This is a genomic window from Candidimonas humi (assembly GCF_019166065.1).
Lineage (GTDB): Bacteria > Pseudomonadota > Gammaproteobacteria > Burkholderiales > Burkholderiaceae_B > Candidimonas > Candidimonas humi.
Genome location: NZ_JAHTBN010000016.1, coordinates 51,717 through 73,870 on the forward strand (window position 1 = coordinate 51,717; position 22,154 = coordinate 73,870).

At 64.1% G+C, this 22,154-nt stretch carries 21 protein-coding genes and 1 other RNA gene; 8 read left to right on the forward strand and 14 right to left on the reverse strand.

Annotated features, from left to right (window positions below; genetic code table 11):
- Window positions 1-319 precede the first annotated feature (319 nt).
- Window positions 320-1,681, forward strand: coding sequence for an MFS transporter (locus KVP10_RS20385; RefSeq protein ID WP_343218782.1), 1,362 nt, complete (start codon window positions 320-322; stop codon window positions 1,679-1,681).
- A gap of 137 nt (window positions 1,682-1,818) precedes the next feature.
- Here KVP10_RS20385 and KVP10_RS20390 read toward each other — a convergent pair whose 3' ends face one another.
- From KVP10_RS20390 to KVP10_RS20415, 6 genes are all read right to left on the reverse strand, one after another.
- Window positions 1,819-2,619 (reverse strand): SDR family oxidoreductase, encoded by an 801-nt coding sequence (locus KVP10_RS20390; protein WP_217966593.1) that lies wholly within the window; start codon window positions 2,617-2,619, stop codon window positions 1,819-1,821.
- 172 nt (window positions 2,620-2,791) lie between these two features.
- A complete protein-coding gene (locus KVP10_RS20395; RefSeq protein WP_217966594.1) occupies window positions 2,792-3,934 on the reverse strand; it encodes a mandelate racemase/muconate lactonizing enzyme family protein in 1,143 nt (380 codons plus the stop codon).
- On the reverse strand, window positions 3,931-4,896 hold the full coding sequence (locus tag KVP10_RS20400) for an NAD(P)-dependent oxidoreductase (protein WP_217966595.1): 966 nt from the start codon (window positions 4,894-4,896) through the stop codon (window positions 3,931-3,933). The genes KVP10_RS20395 and KVP10_RS20400 overlap by 4 nt, the downstream gene beginning before the upstream one ends.
- The gene (locus KVP10_RS20405) at window positions 4,893-5,795 is read right to left on the reverse strand and encodes a fumarylacetoacetate hydrolase family protein (protein WP_217966596.1); all 903 of its coding nucleotides are present in this window, start codon (window positions 5,793-5,795) and stop codon (window positions 4,893-4,895) included. The genes KVP10_RS20400 and KVP10_RS20405 overlap by 4 nt, the downstream gene beginning before the upstream one ends.
- 6 nt (window positions 5,796-5,801) lie before the next feature.
- The gene (locus tag KVP10_RS20410) at window positions 5,802-6,944 is read right to left on the reverse strand and encodes a mandelate racemase/muconate lactonizing enzyme family protein (protein ID WP_217966597.1); all 1,143 of its coding nucleotides are present in this window, start codon (window positions 6,942-6,944) and stop codon (window positions 5,802-5,804) included.
- Between the two features lie 6 nt (window positions 6,945-6,950).
- Window positions 6,951-7,931 carry a Bug family tripartite tricarboxylate transporter substrate binding protein gene (locus tag KVP10_RS20415; RefSeq protein ID WP_343218783.1) on the reverse strand — a complete coding sequence of 327 codons (981 nt, stop codon included), beginning with the start codon at window positions 7,929-7,931 and terminating at the stop codon, window positions 6,951-6,953.
- A 126-nt stretch (window positions 7,932-8,057) separates the two neighbouring features.
- Between KVP10_RS20415 and KVP10_RS20420 the strand changes: the two genes are divergently transcribed.
- Window positions 8,058-8,765: a GntR family transcriptional regulator gene (locus KVP10_RS20420; RefSeq protein WP_246600886.1), complete on the forward strand. Its 708-nt coding sequence runs from the start codon at window positions 8,058-8,060 to the stop codon at window positions 8,763-8,765.
- 78 nt (window positions 8,766-8,843) lie between these two features.
- Entirely contained in the window at window positions 8,844-9,668 is an 825-nt protein-coding gene (locus KVP10_RS20425) for an arylamine N-acetyltransferase family protein (protein ID WP_217966599.1), read from the forward strand.
- A 157-nt stretch (window positions 9,669-9,825) separates the two neighbouring features.
- Here KVP10_RS20425 and KVP10_RS20430 read toward each other — a convergent pair whose 3' ends face one another.
- From KVP10_RS20430 to KVP10_RS20450, 5 genes are all read right to left on the reverse strand, one after another.
- Window positions 9,826-11,436 carry an argininosuccinate lyase gene (locus tag KVP10_RS20430; RefSeq protein WP_217966600.1) on the reverse strand — a complete coding sequence of 537 codons (1,611 nt, stop codon included), beginning with the start codon at window positions 11,434-11,436 and terminating at the stop codon, window positions 9,826-9,828.
- Between the two features lie 75 nt (window positions 11,437-11,511).
- Window positions 11,512-12,402: an amidohydrolase family protein gene (locus KVP10_RS20435; protein WP_217966601.1), complete on the reverse strand. Its 891-nt coding sequence runs from the start codon at window positions 12,400-12,402 to the stop codon at window positions 11,512-11,514.
- Window positions 12,403-12,676: 274 nt separating this feature from the next.
- Complete coding sequence (locus KVP10_RS20440) at window positions 12,677-13,639, reverse strand: ABC transporter permease (protein WP_217966602.1); 963 nt, start codon at window positions 13,637-13,639, stop codon at window positions 12,677-12,679.
- On the reverse strand, window positions 13,629-14,585 hold the full coding sequence (locus KVP10_RS20445; RefSeq protein WP_217966603.1) for an ABC transporter ATP-binding protein: 957 nt from the start codon (window positions 14,583-14,585) through the stop codon (window positions 13,629-13,631). The genes KVP10_RS20440 and KVP10_RS20445 overlap by 11 nt, the downstream gene beginning before the upstream one ends.
- Window positions 14,585-15,751 (reverse strand): COG1470 family protein, encoded by a 1,167-nt coding sequence (locus KVP10_RS20450; protein WP_217966604.1) that lies wholly within the window; start codon window positions 15,749-15,751, stop codon window positions 14,585-14,587. The genes KVP10_RS20445 and KVP10_RS20450 overlap by 1 nt, the downstream gene beginning before the upstream one ends.
- Before the next feature lie 380 nt (window positions 15,752-16,131).
- Here KVP10_RS20450 and KVP10_RS20455 point away from each other — a divergent pair, with 380 nt between their 5' ends.
- The 4 genes from KVP10_RS20455 to KVP10_RS20470 all read left to right on the forward strand — a co-directional run bounded on the left by KVP10_RS20455 (window position 16,132) and on the right by KVP10_RS20470 (window position 18,973).
- Complete coding sequence (locus tag KVP10_RS20455) at window positions 16,132-16,569, forward strand: nucleoside deaminase (protein ID WP_217966605.1); 438 nt, start codon at window positions 16,132-16,134, stop codon at window positions 16,567-16,569.
- Between the two features lie 134 nt (window positions 16,570-16,703).
- Window positions 16,704-17,639, forward strand: a complete 936-nt coding sequence (locus tag KVP10_RS20460) for a sulfurtransferase (RefSeq protein ID WP_217966606.1) — start codon at window positions 16,704-16,706, stop codon at window positions 17,637-17,639.
- A 74-nt stretch (window positions 17,640-17,713) separates the two neighbouring features.
- Complete coding sequence (locus KVP10_RS20465) at window positions 17,714-18,793, forward strand: YeeE/YedE thiosulfate transporter family protein (RefSeq protein WP_343218784.1); 1,080 nt, start codon at window positions 17,714-17,716, stop codon at window positions 18,791-18,793.
- Between the two features lie 15 nt (window positions 18,794-18,808).
- Window positions 18,809-18,973 (forward strand): hypothetical protein, encoded by a 165-nt coding sequence (locus tag KVP10_RS20470; RefSeq protein WP_217966607.1) that lies wholly within the window; start codon window positions 18,809-18,811, stop codon window positions 18,971-18,973.
- A gap of 102 nt (window positions 18,974-19,075) precedes the next feature.
- Here KVP10_RS20470 and KVP10_RS20475 read toward each other — a convergent pair whose 3' ends face one another.
- Both KVP10_RS20475 and KVP10_RS20480 read right to left on the reverse strand, forming a co-directional pair.
- Window positions 19,076-20,257, reverse strand: coding sequence for an arabinose transporter (locus KVP10_RS20475; protein ID WP_217966608.1), 1,182 nt, complete (start codon window positions 20,255-20,257; stop codon window positions 19,076-19,078).
- 397 nt (window positions 20,258-20,654) lie between these two features.
- Window positions 20,655-21,077 carry an HIT domain-containing protein gene (locus tag KVP10_RS20480; protein WP_217966609.1) on the reverse strand — a complete coding sequence of 141 codons (423 nt, stop codon included), beginning with the start codon at window positions 21,075-21,077 and terminating at the stop codon, window positions 20,655-20,657.
- A gap of 351 nt (window positions 21,078-21,428) precedes the next feature.
- On the opposite strand from KVP10_RS20480, the gene ssrA reads away from it, so the two are divergent.
- Window positions 21,429-21,791: a transfer-messenger RNA gene (gene ssrA / locus KVP10_RS20485) on the forward strand.
- A gap of 234 nt (window positions 21,792-22,025) precedes the next feature.
- Here ssrA and KVP10_RS20490 read toward each other — a convergent pair.
- The coding region (locus tag KVP10_RS20490) for a transposase (protein WP_217966616.1) at window positions 22,026-22,154 on the reverse strand (129 nt) is incomplete at its 5' end.

Below are 22,154 nucleotides of genomic sequence, written 5' to 3' on the forward strand. Positions count from 1 at the left end.
CGTGGCTAGACCACGACATTATACGTGTTCGGAGCCATATGCCGCCCGAACAAGGGAACGGGGGCGGGCTCGCCCTGTGGCGGCGGCCCTGTCCGGACATGCCATACGGAAGCTCGTATGACCCATATGCACGACGGTATGGCTGGCCTGCGTTCGCGCCTGTGATCAACCCGTAACGATGTCGCGGCCGTGCCACGCAACACGCGCCACGCTTGCATTTCCGCGGCTGTCGCCATATATTTTATGATTAAAATATATCGATATAAAACTTACCCAAGCTCCGATTCACCGGACGTAGTGGGCACAAACCGGAGGCACCGTGGCAATTTCCAATAGCGATCTCAGAGTATCCAGCCGTACCACCTGGGTCGTCCTGCTCTTATGTTGGGGCGCGATCCTGTCCGAGGGCTACGACGTAGGCGTCATGGGCGCCATTCTGCCGGTGCTCTCCGGCGACAAGGGCTGGGCATTGACGCCGGTGCAACTGGGTTGGCTGGGCAGCCTGGCCCTGATAGGCATGTTGTTCGGCGCGGCGCTGGTCGGCACGCTCAGCGACCAGTACGGGCGGCGTCGCATGTATTTCCTGTGCATTGCGCTGTTCTCGTGCTCGATGATCGTATGCGCGCTGGCACCCAATCCCGAGGTCTTCGGCGCGGCTCGCCTGGTGGGTGGCCTGGGGCTGGGCGGGATCATCCCGGTGGCCGCGGCCATGACCATAGAATATTCCCCGCCCGAGCGGCGCAGCGAAAATTACGGCCTGATGTATTCCGGCTATTCGCTGGGCATTCTGGCTGCAGCGCTGGTGTCCATTCCTCTGCTGCAGCATGCAAGCTGGCATGCTGTGCTGGGCCTGGGCGCGGTGCCGCTGCTGATCCTGCCGCTTATCGCCCGCTACCTGCCCGAATCCGTCGAATACCTGGAATCCAAGGGGCGCGGCGCTGACGCGCGTGCCTGGGCCCTGAAACTGGGCGCCACCGAAGAAGACTACCTGCGTTTCCAGGCCCATACCTTGAATCGCAAGAAGGGGCAGGATGCCGCCGCGGCCAAGTCGGTCGGCGAGTTGGTCGCCGAAGTATTCGGCGCCCATAATCTGCGCGCCACCATCTGCTTCTGGCTGGCCCTGTTCCTGGGCCTGCTCATGGTGTATGGCCTGACCACCTGGCTGCCGCAGATCATGCGCAAATCCGGCTACAACCTCAGTTCCAGCCTGTTGTTCCTGGCAGTTTTCAGTCTTACGTCCGCCATAGGCGGCGTGGTGGCCGGCAAGGTCGCCGACCGCCTGGGGGCCTTGCGCACGGTGGCCTGGTGCTATCTGATAGGCGCAGTCGGCATTGCCTTGCTGGGGTTCAAGGGCCCGGCCTTCACCACCTATGTGCTGATTGGTGTGGCCGGTTTCGGCAGCATCTCCGCTTCCTTGATCCTGACCGGCCTGGTGGCCGACTACTATGCATCGTGGGCGCGCGCCAGCGCCACGGGTTGGGCCCTGGCCTTCGCCCGGGTCGGCGCCATGTGCGGCCCCCTGCTGGGGGGCTATCTGGCCAGCATGGCCATTCCGCCGCAGTGGCACTTCTTCGTTTTCGCCGCGACCGCAGTCCTGGCCTTCGTGCTGGTAATGCTGGTGCCGCCGAAGCAGGCCCGTACGCCAGGGCTGGGCAACGCGGCCGTCGAGGCAGCGGAATAGGCGTACAGTGCTTGTTCAGGCTTGCCCGGTCGGGCGCTCGGGCGTGGCCGACCGGGCCAGGCAACGGCAAGGAATGGCCGGGCAGGGCGCCTGGAGCGCCCGGGAAGCCTGATGGCGCCAGGTTCCCGCCGCGCGTCTCAGTACGTGCCGGGGTACGCCCCGCCATCCAGGAGTATGTTCTGGCCCGTCAGGTACGTGGCCTGCATACTGCATAGAAAGGCGCAGACTTCACCGAATTCTGCGGCCGTGCCGAAGCGGCGCGCCGGGATGCCGTTCTCGCGCGATTCTCGCATCGCATCGACTGTGCGGCCGGATTTCCTGGCGCCGACCTCCATCGAGTGCCGCAGTCGGTCGGTATCGAACGCGCCCGGCAATAGGTTGTTGATCGTGACGCCCCGGGCCGCGATGGAGCTGCGCGCCACGCCTGCTACAAAACCCGTCAGCCCGCTGCGCGCGCCGTTGGACAGGCCCAGTATGTCGATCGGCGCCTTGACCGAGCTCGAGGTGATGTTCACGATGCGCCCATAGCCGCGCTCGGCCATGCCGTCGACGGTGGCCTTGATCAGTTCGATGGGCGTAAGCATGTTGGCGTCGAGCGCCGCCACCCATGCCTTGCGGTCCCAATCGCGGAAATCGCCCGGCGGCGGGCCGCCCGCGTTGGTGACGACGATATCGAAGTCCTTCTGCTCGGCAAAGACGGCGGCACGGCCTTCCGCTGTAGTGATGTCGGCCGCTACGTGCTTGACGCCGGGCGTGACGCCGCCCGCGGCGGCGGCCGTTTCCCGCAGCGACTTTGCGGCGGCCTGCAGCGCCTCGGCGCCCCGCGCGACGATGACGACATTTACGCCTTCGCGCACCAGCGCCTGCGCGCAGCCGTAGCCCAGCCCCTTGCTGGCGCCGCAAACCAGGGCCGTCCTGCCCGCAATTCCGAGATCCATGTGGTTTTCTCCTTGTCGATGTGGGTGAGTGTACCGGCGGCAATGGCGCCGGGTGTCCCGAGGATGCCGATCGTAGATCTTAATCGTAATCCTTGCGGGGCACTGCTCTCTATGCGGCGAGGAGAATTGACCGGATGCCGGCGAACGAGAATAGGCCGGAGTTGCTCAGGTCCTAGACGTAGCAGGGCCCATCTATCAGCGGATGCCTGGCTATGAAATCCAGGTCCAGTTCCAGGCCGATCCCCTTGCCGGCAGCGGGCTGGACGCAGCCTTGGTCGTCCAGTTCATAGGGGCGTACGGCGCTTAGCTGGTCGCGGAAGGGATTCAGGGTCGTGACATCCGCTTCGAAATATCCGGCGTTGTCCACGGCGCACAGGAAATGGATCGAGTTGGACATGTTGATGGCTGTGGCGGATGTGTGCGGATTGACCGATATCCTCTTGGCGCTTGCCATGGCCGCGATGCGCATGGATTCGCTCAAGCCCCCGGTCTTCGAGAGATCGGGCTGCACGAAGGCGACCGTCCTGGAGTTGAGCAGAGGTTCGAATTCGTAGCGGGTGTAATGGTTCTCTCCGGCGGCCAGCGGCACGGTGGCGAACCGGGCGCACATATCGTATGAGTATTGATCATGGGCGGGAAAGGGTTCTTCCAGCCAGCCAACGCGCAGTTCCTGGTAAGCGGGCATGACTTCGCGCGCCTGTTCGAGGCTGTAGGCGGTGTTCGCGTCCAGCAGCAGTTCTACCGCATCGCCCACGGCCTTGCGTACCGCCGTCACCCGTTCTATATCGCGTCTTGGCGTGTCGCCCATACGCAGCTTCAGCGCCTTGTACCCGGCGCCCACGTGCTGGAGAGCTTCCTCGGCAAGGCTTGCCGGCGCTTGCCAGCCCAATGATATTCCTCCGGCATAAGCCTTGACCGGCCTGGCCGAACCTCCCAGCAGTTCGCACAAGGGCTGTCCCGAAACCTGGCAGCGTATGTCCCACAGCGCCAGATCGACGCCGCTCCAGGCCAGTGCGGCCGCGGCGCCCATCCCGTGGCTGGCGATCTGCATCTTGTATATCCTGCTGCCCACCGACACGGTGTCCAAGGGGTTCATGCCGACGACCAGCTCTTTTATCGTGGTTTCCAGCAGCCTGGCGATCGCGCCCGGGCAGCGCCCGTGGTGAGCTTCGCCCCAGCCGGTGAGGCCGTCGTCCGTTTGCACTTTGACTAATACGGCATCCCTCTTGACGCTGCGCCCGATGCCGAGCGTCACGGAGTGCTCGGGAGGCACGGGAAAGGAAATCGGCACGGCAACGATATCGGTGATTTTCATGATGGGTCTCGGGATTCGAAAACTTCCGGGTTGACCAGGAATCGGGATGTCCGATGCTGGAGCAGAGCAAGCAGTTCGTGCACGGCCCCCATGCTCATGCGGCGCATGCTTTGCTCCGTAGTTCCGGCGATATGGGATGTCAGGGTCAGGTTCGGGCACTGCAGCAGAGGATCGTTCGCGGGCAGGGGCTGCGTGTCGTATACGTCCAGCACGGCCGCTGCCAGTTCGCGGCGGCGAAGCGCCTCGATCAGCGCCGGCGTATCGATGACGGGCCCCCTGGAAACATTGATGAGCAGGGCCGTGCTCTTCATGAGCTTCAATGCCGCTGCGTCGACCAGTCCGCGTGTTTCGGGGGTCAGGGGGCAACTGAGCACCACTATGTCGGATTGCGCGAACAGCGTGGGCTTGTCCACCGGCCGTACGGGCGGGGCGACCGCGGCCGGGCGGCGGGCAAGCCCGAGCACGTTCATGCCCAGCATGGATGCGAGCGTTCCGAGCCGTCCTCCGATTGCGCCCACTCCCACTATGCCCAGTGTCAGGCTTTCCAGTTCGCCGCAGCTTCCACCCAACTGCTTTCCGGCGTCCCAGCCCCGGCCGCGGAAGGCCGAGTCGATGCGAGCGAGAGGGCGCACATGGCCGAGCATGGCCGCCAGGCAGTATTCCGCTACCGCGGTGGTGTTGGCGCCGGGGACGTTGGCGACGGGAATCCCCTTGGCCGTGGCCCGGGCCACGGGAATCATGTCCAGGCCTACCCCGTGCCGCACCACGGCTTTGAGCCGGGGCGTGAAGTCGAAAATGTCGTCGGGAAGTTTGGTGCGGACGATGAGGCCGTCCGCATCGCCGGCCAAGTCGCGCAGCCGTCCCGCGTCGCCGCTGTCGGAAACGACAACGCTCGCGAACTGCTCCAGATGGGCCAGCCCGTCCGGGTGTATGGGATTGGTCAAGAGTACCTTGGGTTTCATGGCGTCACTGTTGTGCACTTGGCTACTGGGTTGGCTAATTGCCCGATGCCCGGGATTCGAACGACGACCTGGTCTCCGTGCTTCAGCCATTTTGCAGGCTGGTGCGAGGCCGCAACGCCGGCGGGAGTGCCCGTGGCGATGATGTCTCCGGGATCCAGGGGCATCTTGGAAGACATGTACGAAATCAGCTCGGGGATCCTGAAAAGCATAAGGGATGTGGAGGATCGCTGCAGGGTCTCTCCGTTCAAGTCCAGGGATATGTCCAGCGCGTGGGGGTCGGCCACTTCGTCCTTGTGCACGATGGTGGCGCCGAACGGGCCGCTGGCGGCCTGGTTTTTCCCCCTGACGAAGTTCTTGTCGGCCCTGACGAATTCGCTCACGCTGACATCATTGAACAGTCCGTAGCCGAACACATGGTCCATTGCCTGTTCCGCCGTGATATTCAAGGCCTGTTTCCCGATGACCACCGCAAGCTCCGCCTCGTAGGTGATTTCTGTCGCAGTCCGCGGCAGGAGTATAGGATCTCCGTCCCGGATGAGGGTATGCGCGGACTTGATGAAAATGACGGGTTCCGAGGGGTAGGGCTGGCGCTTTTCGTCCAGGGCGTCCGTGTAGTTGAAGGCCGCTCCGATGATTTTCCCCGTGTCGGGGTTCGCCAGTCTGCCTGTGACTGTCGAACGATCGAGCAAGGCGTTCTCTTTCCCATCGATTGCCCTGAGCGCATCGGCCAGGGCCGGCGTGTAGGCCTGCACAAATGCGCGCAAGGATGTGCCGGCCGGGCCCAGCAGCGGTGCAAGCGCCGGATGAGACAAGTCGAGAATGGCGTCTTTAGGCAGCCAGCCGTCCGACAATCCGAGTGCCGGCGAACCCGATCGGTTCGTAAAGGTGATGAGCCGCATGACGATTCACGCTATCCGGTATTTTTCGATGACGCGGCGTTCGATTTCTATGCCCAGGCCCGGCCCGTCCGGCACTGCGATGACGCCCTTGTGTTGCGTAATGGGCGTGGTGGACAGCTCGTCCCTGAACGGGTTTTCGCATTGCTCGAACTCGAACATCGGCGGAGTGGGGCGAAAACTGGGAGGCTGGTCGGGCAGGGCCGCCAGGAAATGCAGCGTAGCGGCTATCCCGATGACCGAACCCCAGGCATGCGGCACGCACTCCACCCCGTGGGCGTTGGCCAGCGCGGCGATCTTCCGGCATTCGCTGATGCCGCCGGCCGCGCAGACATCGGGCTGCACGATGTCCATGGCTTTGCGCGCGACGATGTCGCGGAACCCCCAGCGGGTGAATTCGTTTTCGCCGCCCGCCACGGCGATGTCGAGCGCGCGCGTGACTTCTACATAGCCGTCCAGGTCTTCGGGGGAAATGGGCTCTTCGAACCATTCGACATCGAGTCGCTCGAGTTCGCGGCCCATGCGGATCGCCGCGGGTACCGACAGGCAGTGATTCGCGTCGACCATGAGACGGACGCCGTCGCCGATGGCCTTGCGCACGGCCGCCACGCGTTCTATATCCGCCTTTATCGAGCCCAGCCCTATCTTCATCTTGATGGCCGTGAATCCGTCGCGCACATAGTCCGCGGCTTCTTCGACCGCCTCTTCGACCACGCGGTCCATATCGATGAAATACAGGCCCGTGGCGTACGCGGTGACACTGGTTCTATGCGCGCCGCCTATCAGCTTGTGTATGGGCTGCCCGCATTTTTTTCCGATGATGTCCCACAGCGCGATATCTATTCCGCTCAAGGCGGAGATGGACATGCCCTTGTTGCCGTAGTCCTTGATCCTGTTGTAGAGATCTTCCCATATGACCTCTACGTCGAATGGGTCCCGATCGATGATTCTTGCCGCATATTGAGACTCGATGTAGGCCTTGGCCACCTGGGCGGGGCCATAGCATTCGCCCCAGCCCACGACGCCATCGGCGGTCTCGATTTCCACCAGGCACGAGCCGCGGGTCTTGTATATCCATCCCCTGGATGACGTAAATGGCCTTGCTATGGGCGCGCTGACGACATGGCAGGTGACTTTCTTTATCTGATCCATTTTTTCTCACTTGATCTTGAATACTTTCGACCCCACGGTGTCGAGGGTGCCTTGAACCGCGAATATCTCTTTTTGCAAGGCGTCTCCGGTAAGAGGGCTGACCACGAATCCGTTTCTCTCGGCGAATTCCGCGAATTCCTTGCTGTCTATGGCCTTGGAAAAGATGGAAATCAATTTCTTTTCTTCTGCCGGCCGCAGCCCTTTGGGGGCGACGACGTAGGCCATCTGTACCAGAGGGCCATACGGATAGACGTCGTAGCCAAGCTCTTTGAAGGTGGGCAGGTCCGGAAATACCTGCAGGCGCTGCTGGGAGAACGTGGCGACGGCTTTTACCAGGCCGCTCTTGATCTGGCCCAGACTCTCGGACGGCTTCAGGACGGCCGCGTCGATCTGCTTGCCGGCAAGGCCCGCTATGACCTGGGATCCACCGGTATAGGGCACGTTGATATAGCTCACTCCCGCCATTCTTGCCGTCATCTCGGCAAAGATGTGATTGATGTTGTGTGTTCCCGGCGTTCCTATGCTGACCTTGCCGGGGTTCTTCCGCATGTAGTCCAGAAATTGCGGCAGCGTCTTGTACGGCTTGTCCTTCGGTATGAGCAGTATCAGCGGATCGACCGACACCCGGGCGATGGACGTGAATTCATCGTTGCGCAGCGTCGTCAGTTTCATCGCGATCTGCGCCAGGGTGGAGCTGGTGCCCATGGCCAGGGTATAGCCGTCCGGGGCCGAGCGCGCGGCCTTGCCCATGCCGATGGATCCGGTTGCGCCGGGCGCGTTTTCGACGACGACCGTGACGCCTTGTCCGGCTATGAGTTTTTGCAGTTCCCTGGCCGCGATGTCATTGGATCCGCCGGCATTCCAGGGCACGATCAGGCGGATGGGGTGATCGGGGTACGAGGAGCCGGCCGCCTTCGCGATCATGGGCGATGCGAAGGAGCAGCAGAGGGCGCAAAGCGCCATGGTCTTCATCAGCGTGAATTTCACATGAGTCTCCTTGTGGATTTGCTTGTGTGGATCGAATACTATCATTCGTTATAACAAACAACAATAGCTTTGATGGTAAATTCAATCCGCGTATCCGACTGTTCATTGTTACTTCCGAGGCCGAATTTGGATCTTGCTGCGACCGCGCTGAAACCGGCCCAAAGGCTTACTCTTTGGGACCAAGCCTATAGCGAGCTCAAGAAAGCCTTGCTGGTCGGCAAGTTCCAGCCCGGTCAAAGGCTCTTGCTGCGGGACCTGGCCGTAGAATTGAACATCAGCCCGACCCCGGTCAGGGATGCCATCAACCGTCTGGTTGCCGAGCGGGTGCTGGAGCGAGGGGTGGGAGGACAAAAGGGCGGCGCGACGGTTCCTCTCATCGGGAAAGAACAGTTTTCCCAGTTCATTGTGATACGCAGCCTGCTCGAATCCCGACTGGCAGCCGATGCCGTGGCCCGATGTTCCGCGGACGACATCAAGGGGCTGCAATCGACCTTGAAGGAAATGCAGAAGTACGCCGCGGAGCGCAAATCGGATCTATATCTGGAGGCGCACCGCAGGTTTCACTTCTCTATATATTCTCTGTCGACCATGAACATCATTTTCGACGCGGTCGAAAACCTGTGGCTGCGCTGCGGGCCGATGCTGAACATGGTATTCCCGGAATACATGCATCAGGTCAGGAAGACGGACTTCCACTCTGCCGCCGTGTCGGCGCTCAAGCGCCGGGACGTACAAGGGGTAGCCGATGCGATCCAAAGCGATATCGAACAGGCAGGCCGCTATATATGCAATATTCTGGAAAACCTTGAACAGGGCCGAAGCTTGCCGCGCTAGCGGGCCTCGTTCGACAAGTGCCCCCGGCGTTGCGGTATCGCGGCAGGCAGCCGGTCGGGGAATTTGCCGCAGCGTTCCATGTCCATGTCCCACGCCCTGAACCTTCCCGCCTACTTCGCCCGCATCGGCTATCCCGGAGGCGAGGCCGCGCCCACGATGCCGGTGCTGCGCTCGATCGTCCTGCATCATGCGCAGGCGATCGCCTTCGAGAACCTGAACCCGCTGCTTGGCCTGCCGGTCAGCCTGGATGCTGCCGATATCGAGCGCAAGCTGGTGTTCCAGGGGCGCGGCGGCTATTGCTTCGAGCACAATCTGCTGCTGGGGCAAGCGCTGCGCCGGATCGGTTTCGAAGTCACCGACCTGGCCGCGCGCGTGTTGTGGTCGCATCCGGAAGACGCCCATACGGCGCGTACCCATATGCTGATGGTCGTGGATCTGGACGATGCGCGCTGGGTAGTGGACGTGGGTTTTGGCGGGCAGACCCTGACCGGGGTGCTGGAGCTGCGTCCCGATGTGCCGCAGGCGACTCCGCATGGCGATTTTCGCCTGCTGTGCCAGGATGGCCTGTGGCGCATGCAGAGCCGGGCACAAGACCAATGGCGCACGCTGTACCGCTATGACCTGACGCCGCAATATCACGTGGACTACGAGGTATCCAATTATTATGTGTCCACGCATCCGCGCTCGCTGTTCACGCAGAACCTGATGGTGGCGCGGCCGACGCCGCAAGGCCGCCGGGCGCTGCAGAATCGCGATTACACGTTTTATCCGCTGCCGGGACAGGGCGAGCCGCAGCGCCGCACCCTGGCGGGCGGCGCCGAGATCCTGCGCGTGCTGGCCGAGGACTTCGGCCTGGACGTCTCGGGGCTGCCCGGCCTGGCCGCGCGGCTCGACAGGCTGTGAAGCGGGCCGCCGCGGCAAGCGGGGTTCGTTGTTCCTGATCCGCAGGCTGGCAGGGCTGGCGCCGGCCTGCAAGTCATGTGCGCGGTTCGTGCCGCGCAAGCGCCGCCAGGCGGGTCAGCGCCTGCTAAGCCACCGGCGCTTCAGCATCCGCCGATGTTCAAGACCCCGAGTCGCGCAGCTTGGCGAAGGCCTGGTCGAGCCGGGCGTGGGCGTCGGCCAGCCGCTTGCGGGTCTGGCTCATCCAGTCTTCATCGGCCTTGAGCGTGGCCTGGGCCTCGCCCAGCATGCGCCGCACTTCGGGCGGCTGGGGCCCGCCTATGCCCACCCGGGTGTTGACCATGTACACGGGCGACAGGGTCTGGCGGAATTCGGCTTCGCTCATGGGCAGCTTGGTGCTGTCGGGCAGCTTGAAGTTCTGGATGGCCTGGGCGTAGAGTTCCACCGCCTTGGCGTAGGGGAAGTCCTTGGGCTTGTAGCCGTTGGCCCGCGCATAAGTGACGATGGCCGAGGCGAAGTGATGCCCCACGCGGAACGGGATCTTGTCTTCGCGCTGCAGGGTTTCGGCCAGCTCCATGGACGTGGTCCAGTCGTCTTCGAGCTCTTCCAGCGAGCGCTTGGGATTGACGGTGAGCGCGTCCATCACCACGTCCATGTCCTTGATCATCTGCATGGCCTGGGGGAAGAAGCCGATCTGCGCCCAGGGATCCTTGTAGTCGGTCATGCCGGTGGTGACGTTGTGCGCGCGGAAGACCACGGTCTGCGCCAGGCCCACGACGTTGGAGGCGGCTTCGCGGGTGCGCATGAGGATGCCGGGGTTGCGCTTCTGCGGCATGGCGCTGCTGGTGTAGGTGGCGCCTTCGTTCAGCAGCATCCAGGGCCGCGTCTGGTGGTACTGGCTGGTGATGTCGCCCACCATGGCGCCCAGGCGTATGGCGGTGGAAGCAACAATGCTGGTGGCTTCGAGCGAGATGTCGGAAGGCGAGACCTGGCTGGAATCCATGGAGTTTTCGATGATGCCGTCGAAGCCGAGCAGGTCGGCCATTCTCTTGCGGTTCAGAGGCCAACTGGAATTCGCCAGCACGGCGGTGCCCATGGCGCTGCGGTTCAGCCGCTTGTAGAGTTCGTGTATGCGCTGCGCGTCGCGGTCGAACGAGGCCTCGTAGGCGAGCAGATAGTGGGCGTAGGTGATGGGCATGGCCTGCACGCCGTTGGTGTAGGCAGGGATATAGGTCTCGACATTCTTGGCCGCGGTGGCCAGGATGCGGCGGCGCAGGCCGTCCAGGGCGTCGGAATAATCCAGCAGCTCGGTGCGCAGCTTGGCCATGCGGAAGGTGGCGTACATGTCCTGCCGGCTGCGGCCCGTGTGCACCAGCGAGGCGTCGGGCCCGATGTCTTCGGCAATGATGTTTTCGATCTTCAGCACGTCCTTGGGCCGCTTGCCGCCGGGCTTGGCGGCCTGGTCTATCACGTACTGCACGCCCTTGGCGATCTTGCGGCCCATTTCCGGGGTGATGATTTTCTGCTCGGTCAGCATGACCGCCGAGGCGCGGTTGATCTGGTTCAGCCAGTAGAACTGGTCCTGGTCCCGGTCGGTCGGGCTGGTGGCCAGGCCTGCGCCTACGCGGATGCCGCCCATGACTCCCGCCTTGGCGGCTTCCTGGTGGCATTGTTCGGTAGTGCTGCATGGCGCGTGGCCCGTATCTGCGGCCACGGCCGCAGCCGGCGCGCCCAGTAGGGCGCAGATGAGCACTGCGGTCTTGCGGTGCATGATTCTTGTCTCCTGGCTGTGGCCCGGTCGCGGCGCAGCATTATTCCGTGCCGCGGCCCGGTATGTGGCGATCAATCAGCGGAAATCATAGAGCCTGGCAGGATTGTCGACCAGTATGCGCGCCCGCGTGTCCGGATCGGGCGCCCACAAGGCCAACTGGTTGCGCAATGCGCCGGTGTCGGGCATGCGGGGCACGGCCACGTGGGGCCAGTCGCTGCCCCAGAGCATGCGGTCGGGCGCGGTTTCCACCAGTGCCTGCGCCCAGGGCACCACGTCGCGGAACTGCGGGAAATCCTGGCTGATGCGATAGGCGCCCGACAGCTTCACCCACCAGCCGTGGTCGCGCACCAGATGCTGCAAGGCCTGGAAGCCCGGATGCGCGGTGCCCAGGGACACGGGCATGTGGCCCATGTGGTCGACCACGCCCGGCACCGGCAGTTTCTGCATGCGCGGCATCATCCCGGGCAAGTCGCGGATGTCCATCAGGAACTGCATGTGCCAGCCCATGTCGGCGATGCGGTGCGCCAGCTTTTCCATGGCATCGAAATTAGTGCCGCCGCCGAACAGCACGTTCAGGCGCAGGCCGCGCACGCCGGCATCGTGCATATCGCGCAACTGGCGTTCGCCGACGTCGCCGCGCACCACGCCCACGCCACGCAATTGCCGCGGGTGGCGTTTCAGCACTTCGAGCATGTAGCGATTGTCGTCGCCGTACACGCTGATCTGCACCAGCACGCCGCGCTGCATGCCGGTTGAGGCCAGCATGGCCAGGTATTTTTCTTCAGTGGCGGGGGGCGGCGTGTAGCTGCGTTCGGCCGCCATCGGGTAGCCAGGGTCCGCCGCCACTACGTGCGCATGCGTGTCGCAGGCGCCGTCGGGAATCGGGAATGAGGCGGGCTGTACTATGTCCAGCGGCGCCAGGCAGAGGGCGTGGGCGGGGTTCCCTGTTGCGTCCGGATCTTGCATGAGGCTGTCGTCCCTTGGGTTGCGGATGATTCCGGCGCCAGGCCGGCAACGCTGTATGTCAACGCCGTATCTTATTAGATATTGGAGATCAGGCGTACAGCGTGTCGGCCTGCGCCAGGCGCGCCAGCCAGCCGCGGCCGGACAGGGCGCGTGGCCGGAACCCGTCCCGGGCACGCGCGGGTTTGCGATTGAAAGAGAACGAGGCGCGTGGCCGCAGCCGATGCTGTGCGGCAAGCCGCAGCGAGGCTATCGTCTTTTTGATCGCGACGCCGTATCAGGCCCGTACCTCCTGCCGCTGGAACACCACGTAGGCCGCGGCGAACAGCAGGATGCAGCCGGCCACCAGGCCCACCACTTGCGGCCAGACGATCGCCAGGCTTTGCCCCAGCGGCAGCGGCGCGCCGAGCACCGCGCCTTCCAGTTGGTCGAGGAACACCGGGCCGATGGCGCGCGTCATGGGGCTGAGGATCGCGATGACGGATTCGCCGAACAACTGCGTGGGCGAGATCCGCTGCAGCGCCTGCTGCCATTCCAGGGTGTGCAGGCTGGGCTGGCCCGACAGCAGCGACATCATGTCGGGCGGCGCGATGACTTGCGCCAGCGCGGGCGCCAGCATGGGCCAGAGCAGGGCGAGGAACAGCCACAGGCCCAGCGCCACCAGTGCCGAGGTGGCGGCCGAGCGGAATATGGCCGAGAACAGGATGGCCACGGCCAGCCACACGCCCGCGTAGATCAGCGCCACCACCAGGAACACCAGCGAACGGCCGACCTCCTCGCCGCTGGGCGGCACGCCCAGCAGGATCAGCCCCAGCCCGATCACCAGCAGCCACAGGCAGATCAGGCAGATCGCCAGCGTCGCCAGCCCGGCCAGGAATTTGCCCAGCAGCAGGGCGTCGCGGTAGATCGGCTGGGACAGGATGCGGCTCATGGTGCGCCGGCTGTATTCGCCATTGATGGCGTCGAAGCCCAGGCCTATGGCCACCAGCGGGATCAGGAATCCCAATATGGAGGCGAAGGAGGGCAGCGGCGCCTGGGTGTCGGTGAACAGGCGCAGGAACACGAACGGGTCTTCGGCGGTAGTGCTGCGTATGCTTTGCAGCGCGCCGTACAGCGCCGCCGCGGCCGTCAATATCACCAGCCATTCCAGCACGCGCATGCGGGCGCTGCTGAAGTGGTCCGACAGTTCCTTGAGCGTGACCGCCGACAGGCCTTGCCATGGAGAGCCTTCACGTTGCATGAGCGGGTTCCTCCTGTCTCTTGCCCGACTGGAAATAGCTGTTGTAGATCGCGTCCAGGCTGGGTTCGGTCACCGACAACTGGCGCAGCGCGGCGCCGGCCTCGACGGCCGCGCGCGCGGCGTCGGCGCGCACGTCGCGATTGGCGCGCAGCAGGTATGTATCGGCGGCCAGGGCCTGGACGCCGCTTACGCCCGGCACGCCGCGCAGGTGTTCCTGCAGCGGCGGCCCGGACGCTTCCAGCCGTACTTCGAAGCCGTCGCCCAGCACCTGGCCGGCGAGCTCGCGCACGCTGCCGATCAGCGCAATGCGGCCGCGGTGGAACAAGGCCACCCGATCGCAGATGCGCTGCATGTGATCCAGCAGGTGCGAAGAGAGCAGTATCGTCACGCCGTCGGACTTGAGTTCGCGGATCAGATCCAGGAATTCTTCCGTGGCCTGCGGGTCCAGACCCGAAGTCGGTTCGTCCAGGATGGCGACGCGCGCCTGTTTCATGATGACTTCGGCCAGGCCCAGGCGCCGGCGCATGCCGTGCGAATATGCACCGGTGCGCTTGCCGGCGGCCTCGGCCAGCCGTACTTTTTCCAGCGCCTGCATGATGCGCGCCTTGCGTTCGACCGCGGGAATGCCGATCAGGCGCGCGGTATAGGTCAAGTTCTCGAAGCCGCTAAGGTGGTCGTAGAAGCCCACCGAATCCGGCAGATAGCCCAGGCGGCGCTTGATGGTAAGCGGTTCGCGCCAGGGGTCGTGGCCCAGCACGCGTACCTTGCCGGCGCTGGCCTCGGTCAGGCCCAGCAGCATCAGGATGGTGGTGGTCTTGCCCGCGCCGTTGGGGCCGAGCAGGCCGAAGATCTCGCTCTGCCCGACCTCGAACGACACGCCGTCCACGGCTGTCGTGGCCCCATAGCGCTTGACGAGGGAGGCCGCCTCGATGACCGGCGCGTCCATCAGCGCCTTCCGTACCTGGCTACCGCGCCAACCAGGATCAGGATGGCGATGGCGATCAAGACGGCGCCGACGATGCCCCACAGGCTCGACGTAGTGACGGACACGCGCAGGTCGCCGCTGGCCGACTGGCCTTGCGAGGCGCCTTGCAGGTTGACCATATAGTCGCCCGCCAGCGATTTGTCCGAAGGCGTGATGTGCGCCTGCACCTCGGTGTGCTGGCCGGGAGGGATTTGCTCGACCGTCTTGGGCTGGAAGTCCACGCGCCAGCCCGAGGGCGCAGTGGCGCTCAGCTTGATGTTTTGCGCGGGGGCGCTGCCGTCATTGGTCAGCACCACGGGGAAAGTCGAGGCCTTGCCGGCTTCGGCGCCGGTGCTCATCAGGCCGTTGCGCCCGGCCAGGGTCAGGTGCGGCTGGCCGACGATATCGAGCTTCAGCTTGGCGGTGGCCGTGGTGTCGCCGGCGGCCACGGTGACCGTGATGGGATAGTTGCCCGGGGTCACCATGCCGGGCGGGCGCACGCTCAGCTTGATGTCCTTGGAGGCGCCCGCCTTGATGGGCACCGAGCTCAGTTGCTGGCTGCCGTAGCTTTCCGTGAATGTAGTGTCGAAGTACTTGGGCGCCTGGGCGTTCATGCTCACCAGCAAGTCCTTGCCGCTATCGTTCTTGATGGTGAACTGGTAGTCGAACGAAGAACTGGGGCCGCCCTTGAGCTCGGGCAGCTTGGCCTCCAGGCTGAGCTTGGACGGCAACTGGTCGGCCAGCGCCACGTCGATAGGCAGGCTCAGCTTCTGTCCGCCGCCGTCGGCCAGCACGGTCAGCGTATGTGTTTCCTTGGCCGCGTCGGCCGGCACCTTCACCTGTAGCTGCAGCGACACGTTGGAATCGGTGCCGGGCATGGCCGCGCCCACCGGCTGGCCGCCGCCCAGCAGCGTGGCCTTCCAGCCCTTGGGCACGCCGTCGATATGCAGCGCCATGCGCGCCGGCGCCATGCCGCGATTGTCCAGTTCCAGGGAAACCGTGGAGGTGCTGCCGGGCCGCAGCGTGACGGAAGGGTAGTCGGTCAGCAGGTAGAAGCCCTGGACCTTGGTGCTGCCTTCGGCCAGTGCGGCCGAGGCCAGGAACAGGCTCAGCAGAGCCGTCAAGAATAGGGAAAGTAAGCTGCGCATGGCGAGGTTCCATCTCCAGTTCTCGGCACGGCATCCGTCCGGACTGGAGGCTGTCGCGCCATTCTTTTTCAGGGACTCTGAACGCCATGTCCGAGGTTCGCCGCCGCGAGCGCGCAGCACACCCCCGCCTGCGGGTTTTGCCGCAGGTCATGGGCGCCGCAAGGCCCGCAAGAGCAGGGAATCAAAGCGTCATTGGCTCAAGTGACAGAAAAAATTGCCGGTTTGTTTCAGGATTTATTGTTTCTGTGTGTAACATCGAGGCGGGACGAAAGCGCGCGCAAAGGCGCGGAAGGCGGCGGCCCTTGCGCTATGATGTGCGCTATAAATCAATCGCAACGGCAGCGGCAACGCAGCATTCGAAACAAGAAGGAGACTAGGTCGTGGACGACTTCATGCGAGCCGCCATCGAAGAAGCGCGGCAAGGCCTGGCCGAAGGCGGCATTCCCATCGGGTCGGTCATTGTGCATCGCGGGCATATCATCGGCCGCGGCCACAACCGGCGCGTACAGCAGGGCAGCGCCATCCTGCACGGCGAGATGGATGCATTCGAAAATGCCGGGCGCCAGCCTGCCAGCGTCTATGCCGAATCGGTGCTCTACACGACCCTGTCGCCTTGCGCCATGTGCAGCGGCGCCATTCTGCTCTACAAGATCCCGCGCATCATCGTCGGCGAAAACCGCACGTTCATGGGCGAAGAAGATTTGCTGCGCGCCCGCGGCGTGCAGGTCGATGTCTTGCAGGACGAGGACTGCATTGCGATGATGCGCGAATTCATTGCGGCGCGCCCCAAGCTGTGGAACGAAGACATCGGTACTTGATTTGATGCGCGGCATCCCGCCTTCATATCAAAATCTTCTATATATAAATTATTAAATAATCTAAAAGCATATGATCCGGGCCGGGGCAAGTCTGAGACAATAAAGGTCTTCATCCGCTTTTCCCCCTGGACATCATGAAATCCCTGATTTCTTCATTGCTCGCCGTGCTCGCGGTGGGCTTGTCTGCGCCCGCGTGGGCCGCGCAGCCGCTGCTTACGCCCGCCGAACTGAGCGGCATACGCCAGAACCCGGACGTGCGCGTCATCGACATACGCTCGCCCAAGGAGTACGCCGCCGGCCATATCCCCGGCGCGGTGTCGGCCCCCTATGGGAAGTGGCGCGGTCCCGCCGACGATCCCGGCAAGCTGCCCCCCGAAGACAAACTGGTGGCGCTGGTGCGCAGCCTCGGGCTGGACACGAATACGCACGCCGTAGTGGTTTCTTCGGGCGCCAATTCCACAGATTTCGGCGGCTCGGCGCGCGTCTACTGGACGCTCAAGTACCTGGGCCTGACCAATCTTTCCATCCTGAATGGCGGCCTGAAAGCCTGGGCCGGCGCGGGGCTGGCCGAAGATCGCAATGTGCCCAGCGTCGCGTCCACGCAGTACGTGGCGCACCTCGACCAAAGCCTGATCGCCACCACGCAGCAGGTGGCCGCCCAGGTCAATAACCAGCAGACCCGCCTCATCGACGCGCGGCCGCGCAAGTTCTACCTGGGCGACGCCAAGGCGCCCACCGCGCTGGTCCCGGGCACGATCAAGGGCGCCGTCAACCTGGAAAACGACAAGTGGTTCAAGCCGGGCACGTCCATCTTCGTCGACCCCGAAAAGGCGCGCCAGATCGCGGCGGCGGAACTGGCCCATCCGGCCCAGGAAACCATTTCCTTCTGCAATACCGGCCACTGGGCTGCCACCGACTGGTTCGCCCTGTCGGAAGTCGTTGGCGTCAAGAACGTGCGGCTCTATCCGGCTTCCCTGGCCGAATGGACGCATGATTCCGCCTTGCCGATGCAGAACGTGCCCAGCCGCGGCAAGCAGATTCTCATGAAACTCAAGGGCCTGGTAAGTTGAGCAGCGCAGCAGTTGCGGCTGCGGCCCCCGCCCAAGCGGCCGCGCAAGCCACGTCCCACAAGGGTGGCGGCGGGATTCGCCGCCTGCTCCTGGCCCTGGCCGTGCTGGCCTTCGTGGTCATGCTGGCCTGGTTCGTGGCCCTGCGCCAGGCCTTGTTGTTCCTGGTTGGGTTAGGCATGGGCGCGGTGCTGGCCGGGGCACGTTTCGGCTTCACCACCGGCTGGCGTAATTTCATCGAACGGCGCGATCCCAGCGGCATACTGGCGCAGTTGCTGCTGCTGGCGCTGGCGGCCGTGGTGTGCATGCCCATGCTGGCCGCTTATCCCGGCGATCTGATGGCGGCGCTCGGGCCGCCCAGCTTCAGCCTGCTGATAGGCGCCTTCGTGTTCGGCGCCGCCATGCAGGTGGCCGACGGTTGCGGCTCCGGCACGCTCTACAAGGCGGGCCTGGGCATACCGCTGAATACGGTGATCCTGCCGGTGTTCGCCATCGGCAGCTTTCTTGGCTCGGCCACGCTGGACCGCTGGCTGTCCCTGGGGGCATTGTCGCCCTACGGCCTGGTTGAGCATTTCGGCGCCGGCGAGGCGCTGGGCCTGACCCTGCTGGGCCTGGCCATATTGGCGGCGCTGGTGTTGTGGCGTTCCGACCGGGCGGCGCCGCGCATCAGCCGCAAGCTGCTGATCGGCGCGGTATTGCTGGCGATACTGGCTTCCCTGAACCTGGCGATTGCCGGCCAGCCTTGGGGCATCGTCTACGGTTTCGGGCTGTGGGCCGCCAAGCTGGCCACAGTCGCGGGCGTGTTCGATCCGACTGCCAACCATTTCTGGAGCGAGGCGGTGAACATGAAGACGCTGCACCAGTCGGTCTTCCTGGACGTCACCTCCATTACCGACATCGGCATACTGGCCGGCGCCTTGTGGATTGCAATGGGCAAGCCGCGCTCGCAGTCCAAGCCCCTGACGGGCAAGCAGTGGGTGGTGGGTGTCGTCGCCGGCCTGTTGCTCGGCTATAGCTCGCGCCTGGCCTTCGGCTGCAATATCGGCGCCATGGTCAGCGGCATTTCCACCGGCAGCGTGCACGGCTGGATCTGGGTCGCCATGGCATTCCTGGGTTCGCTCGTCGGCGTGCGCATACGGCGTCACTATGCATTCTGAAAAAAGGACGACATAGTGAAAAATCCTTTGCTCACCACTATCTTCTGGCTTGCCTTGCTGGCTTTCTTCGCCTGGGACTGGGCGTGCAGCGGGCCTGTCGACGTGCGCCAGGAACCCCCGCTGATCGCGCTGGGTTCCGGCCAGGCCCCCAGCGGCGGACACTGCGCCGCGACGTACTGACCAAGCTGCAGCGCCGCGCCCTTGCGGCGAGGCACGGGCCGGCAAGGCCAGGCCTTGCCGGGCTCAGACGCTGAGCGCCGATGCCTTTGGCACTCAGCGTCTTCATTCCTGGCCGACGTGCTCCCGCCTGTCGACCGATGTCGCCGTCAGCAGCGCCGCGGCCGCGGCCACGGCGCCTATCAGGAACACCACGGCGTAGCCCCAGCGGTCGGCGAACCAGCCGGCCAGCGGGCCCGTGCCGGCGTAGGCGAGATCCTGGAACGCCGCGAACCCGCCCATGGCCGTGGCACGCAGGTGGGGCGGCACGCGCCGCACGACTTCCGCACCCATGGACGGATACACCAGCGAGCAGCCGCAGCCCGTCAGCACTGCTCCCGCCAGGGCCCACGCCGGCGCGGGCGCCTGCCAAAGCAGGACCTGTCCGACGGCTTCCACCAGCAGGGAAACCAGGGCTACGGGACGCCCGCCGAGGCGGTCCGGCAGGTGCCCGAAGAACAGCCGCACCACGACGAATCCGACCGAAAACCCGCTCAGGCCTATCCACGCGCTGGGCCAGCCGCGGTCGATGTAGTACAGCGAAAGAAATGCGCCGATGGCCGCAAAGCCCACGCCTTGCAAGCCGACCACCGCGCCCGGGCGGCCAATGCGGCCCAGCAGGCCCCAGAACGATTCGCGTTTGCCGGGCTGGCCGGAGATCGCCGGCAGGCAGCGGACCATGACCAGTCCTACCAAAGGCAGTGCGGCGCTGGCCAGCATCACGCCGCCGAATCCCCAGCGGTGATAGAGCGCCAGGCCGATGGGCGCGCCCACGGCGAACGAGCCGTACATGCCCATGCCCATCAGCGCCAGGAAGCGGCCCGCCTGCTGCGGCCCCGAAAGCGCCACGCCCCAGCCGAGCATGCCCACCACCGCCAGGCTTTCGCCCAGCCCCAGGGCCAGGCGGCCCAGCAGCAGCACGGCATAGGCGATATGCGGCGGCAGCACGTGCCAGACCGCCAGCATGCAAAGCAGGCTGGCCAGCGTATAGACCAGCAGGCCGATAGTCATGACCGACTTGCCGCCGCGCTGGTCGGACAGGCGGCCCGAGCGCGTGCGCGTGGCGATAGTAGAAACAAAGGCGATACCGACCGCCAGGCCTCCGGCCAGGTTGTTGAATTTCAGGCCGTCGGTCACGTAGATCGAAACCACCGGCAGCGACATGGCCACGCTCAGGTAGGAAAGAAACAGCGCGAACGTCAGCCACCACAAATGCAGGCGGTGTGTGGAGTATGTGGAAGTATTCATGAAACGAGCAGTCCTCGATGCGTAAGGGCAGAAGAGGCCGCTAAACGGAGGCAGGCACAACAACGCGCCCGCCGATACCGATCATCGGCGCGGAGCGCGTTGTTTGACGTGAAACGCTTACGGTCGGAGCGAGCGCTGCGCCGTTGCAGCGGCGGGCTCGTCAAACGGCGTCATTTTTACAAAAGGCCGCGAGCGCGTCAAACCAGGGCTCGTGCCGATGCCTTTCAGCATTAGTGGCTGTACCAGTATTCAGGTACGTACCCATGCTGGCGCCAGTACCAGGGCGGCGTGCAGCATGGCCGCCCGGGATGCCATGCGATTGCCGCAAGGCCGTTCGGCACTGCCGAATGGCGGCGCCTGGCCGGCGGCAAAGCGTAAACGCCGTGCCGGCAGCCCTTTACCGCGGCCAGGCCGCGATGATCTTGTCGGCCATCGCGCGCAGCTTGGCGGCATCTTCCATCTGCGCGGCGTGCGGGCGCAGCGGTTCGCCGTTCTGCCGCGGCACCACATGCACGTGCACGTGCGGCACGGTCTGGCCCGCGGCGCGGCCATTGAACTGCGCAACCAGGATGCCTTCGGAGCCCAGCGCCGCCTTGACCGCGATGGCGGCCTTGCGAGCGCTGCGCATGCAGGCGGCGGCGGCCTGCTCGGACAATTCGAAGATTTCGGCCGCGGGCTCCTTGGTAAGCACCAGTACGTGGCCGTCGGCCTGCGGCATCACGTCCATGATGACGAGTGTGTGATCGTCTTCATATACCTTGGTGCAAGGCGCTTCGCCGCGCAGGATCTTGGCGAAGATATTCTGGGAGTCGTAGCTCATGGCGATTCGTTTTAAGGGCGTAAGTAAGAAAAGAGTAGGGTGCCGGCGGCTGGAACGGGACGGCGCATGCGATTTTTCTGGCTGCTCGCACGGCGAGCATGCCGTTACGGCACATAGTATAGCGGCGGCGTCGCAGGGCGGCGCGAGGCCCTGCGCGGACCTGTGCCGGGGTCTCTTGCGGCCGATGCCGGGGCCCTCCGTTCGCACCCGAAACAAGCGGCCTGCCGGGCGATGGCGGGCGGTGTTGTTGGGCGGTGTTGTTGTTACCCAACTCAATATGGCGGCCCAGTCCGGATACCCGGACCAAACGGGTTATAAAGCCATATAAATGTTAGAATGTAAAGTCACTTTGGGGTCGATCCGGTTTCGACGTGGGTCGCGAAACAGAGCAGGGCATGTCGAGCACCAGTAAGCTCGTAAATCCACTGGAAACTTACAAACGCCAACGACGAGCGTTTCGCTCTAGCCGCTTAAGCGGTGAGCCACTGCACTGATTTGTCTTTGGGTCAGGTGGGGCAACCCACAGCAGTGTCATCTACAAAGAATCGGGCCTTGCCAGGTCACTGGGCCAGGTCTTAAATCAAAGTGAATCGCCAAGGAAGGGCCTGTCGGTCGGCACGCGCCAAGGTTAAAACTTAAAATTGATCGAATAAACATGTAGAACTGCCTGCAGAGGGCTTGCGGACGGGGGTTCAATTCCCCCCGACTCCACCAACCCATACTTCAAACCCGCAAGAGCCTCGAGTTCTGCGGGTTTTTTCTTGCATCGGCCGTACGGCGACAAACTGCATTCATCGGCCTCACCAGGACGCAGGGCGGAGCCTACGATGGGAACGAGGCGCCGGGGGCCGCGCCTTGGGCGACCAACCTGGGTGTCGAGTGGGATATGCCCGGCGTAGCCGGCTTGACGCTTGGCTCTACCCCATAATCGGGGGATACGGGCATTCATCACACTCGGTTAATCACCCCGTTCCAACCGCACTGGGCCAAGACCCGCATGCGGTAATTCTCAAAATTCCTGAAGCCATACGCCCGGCGCGAGAGCATTTCCATCTTCGTGTGGAAGCCTTCGGTGAT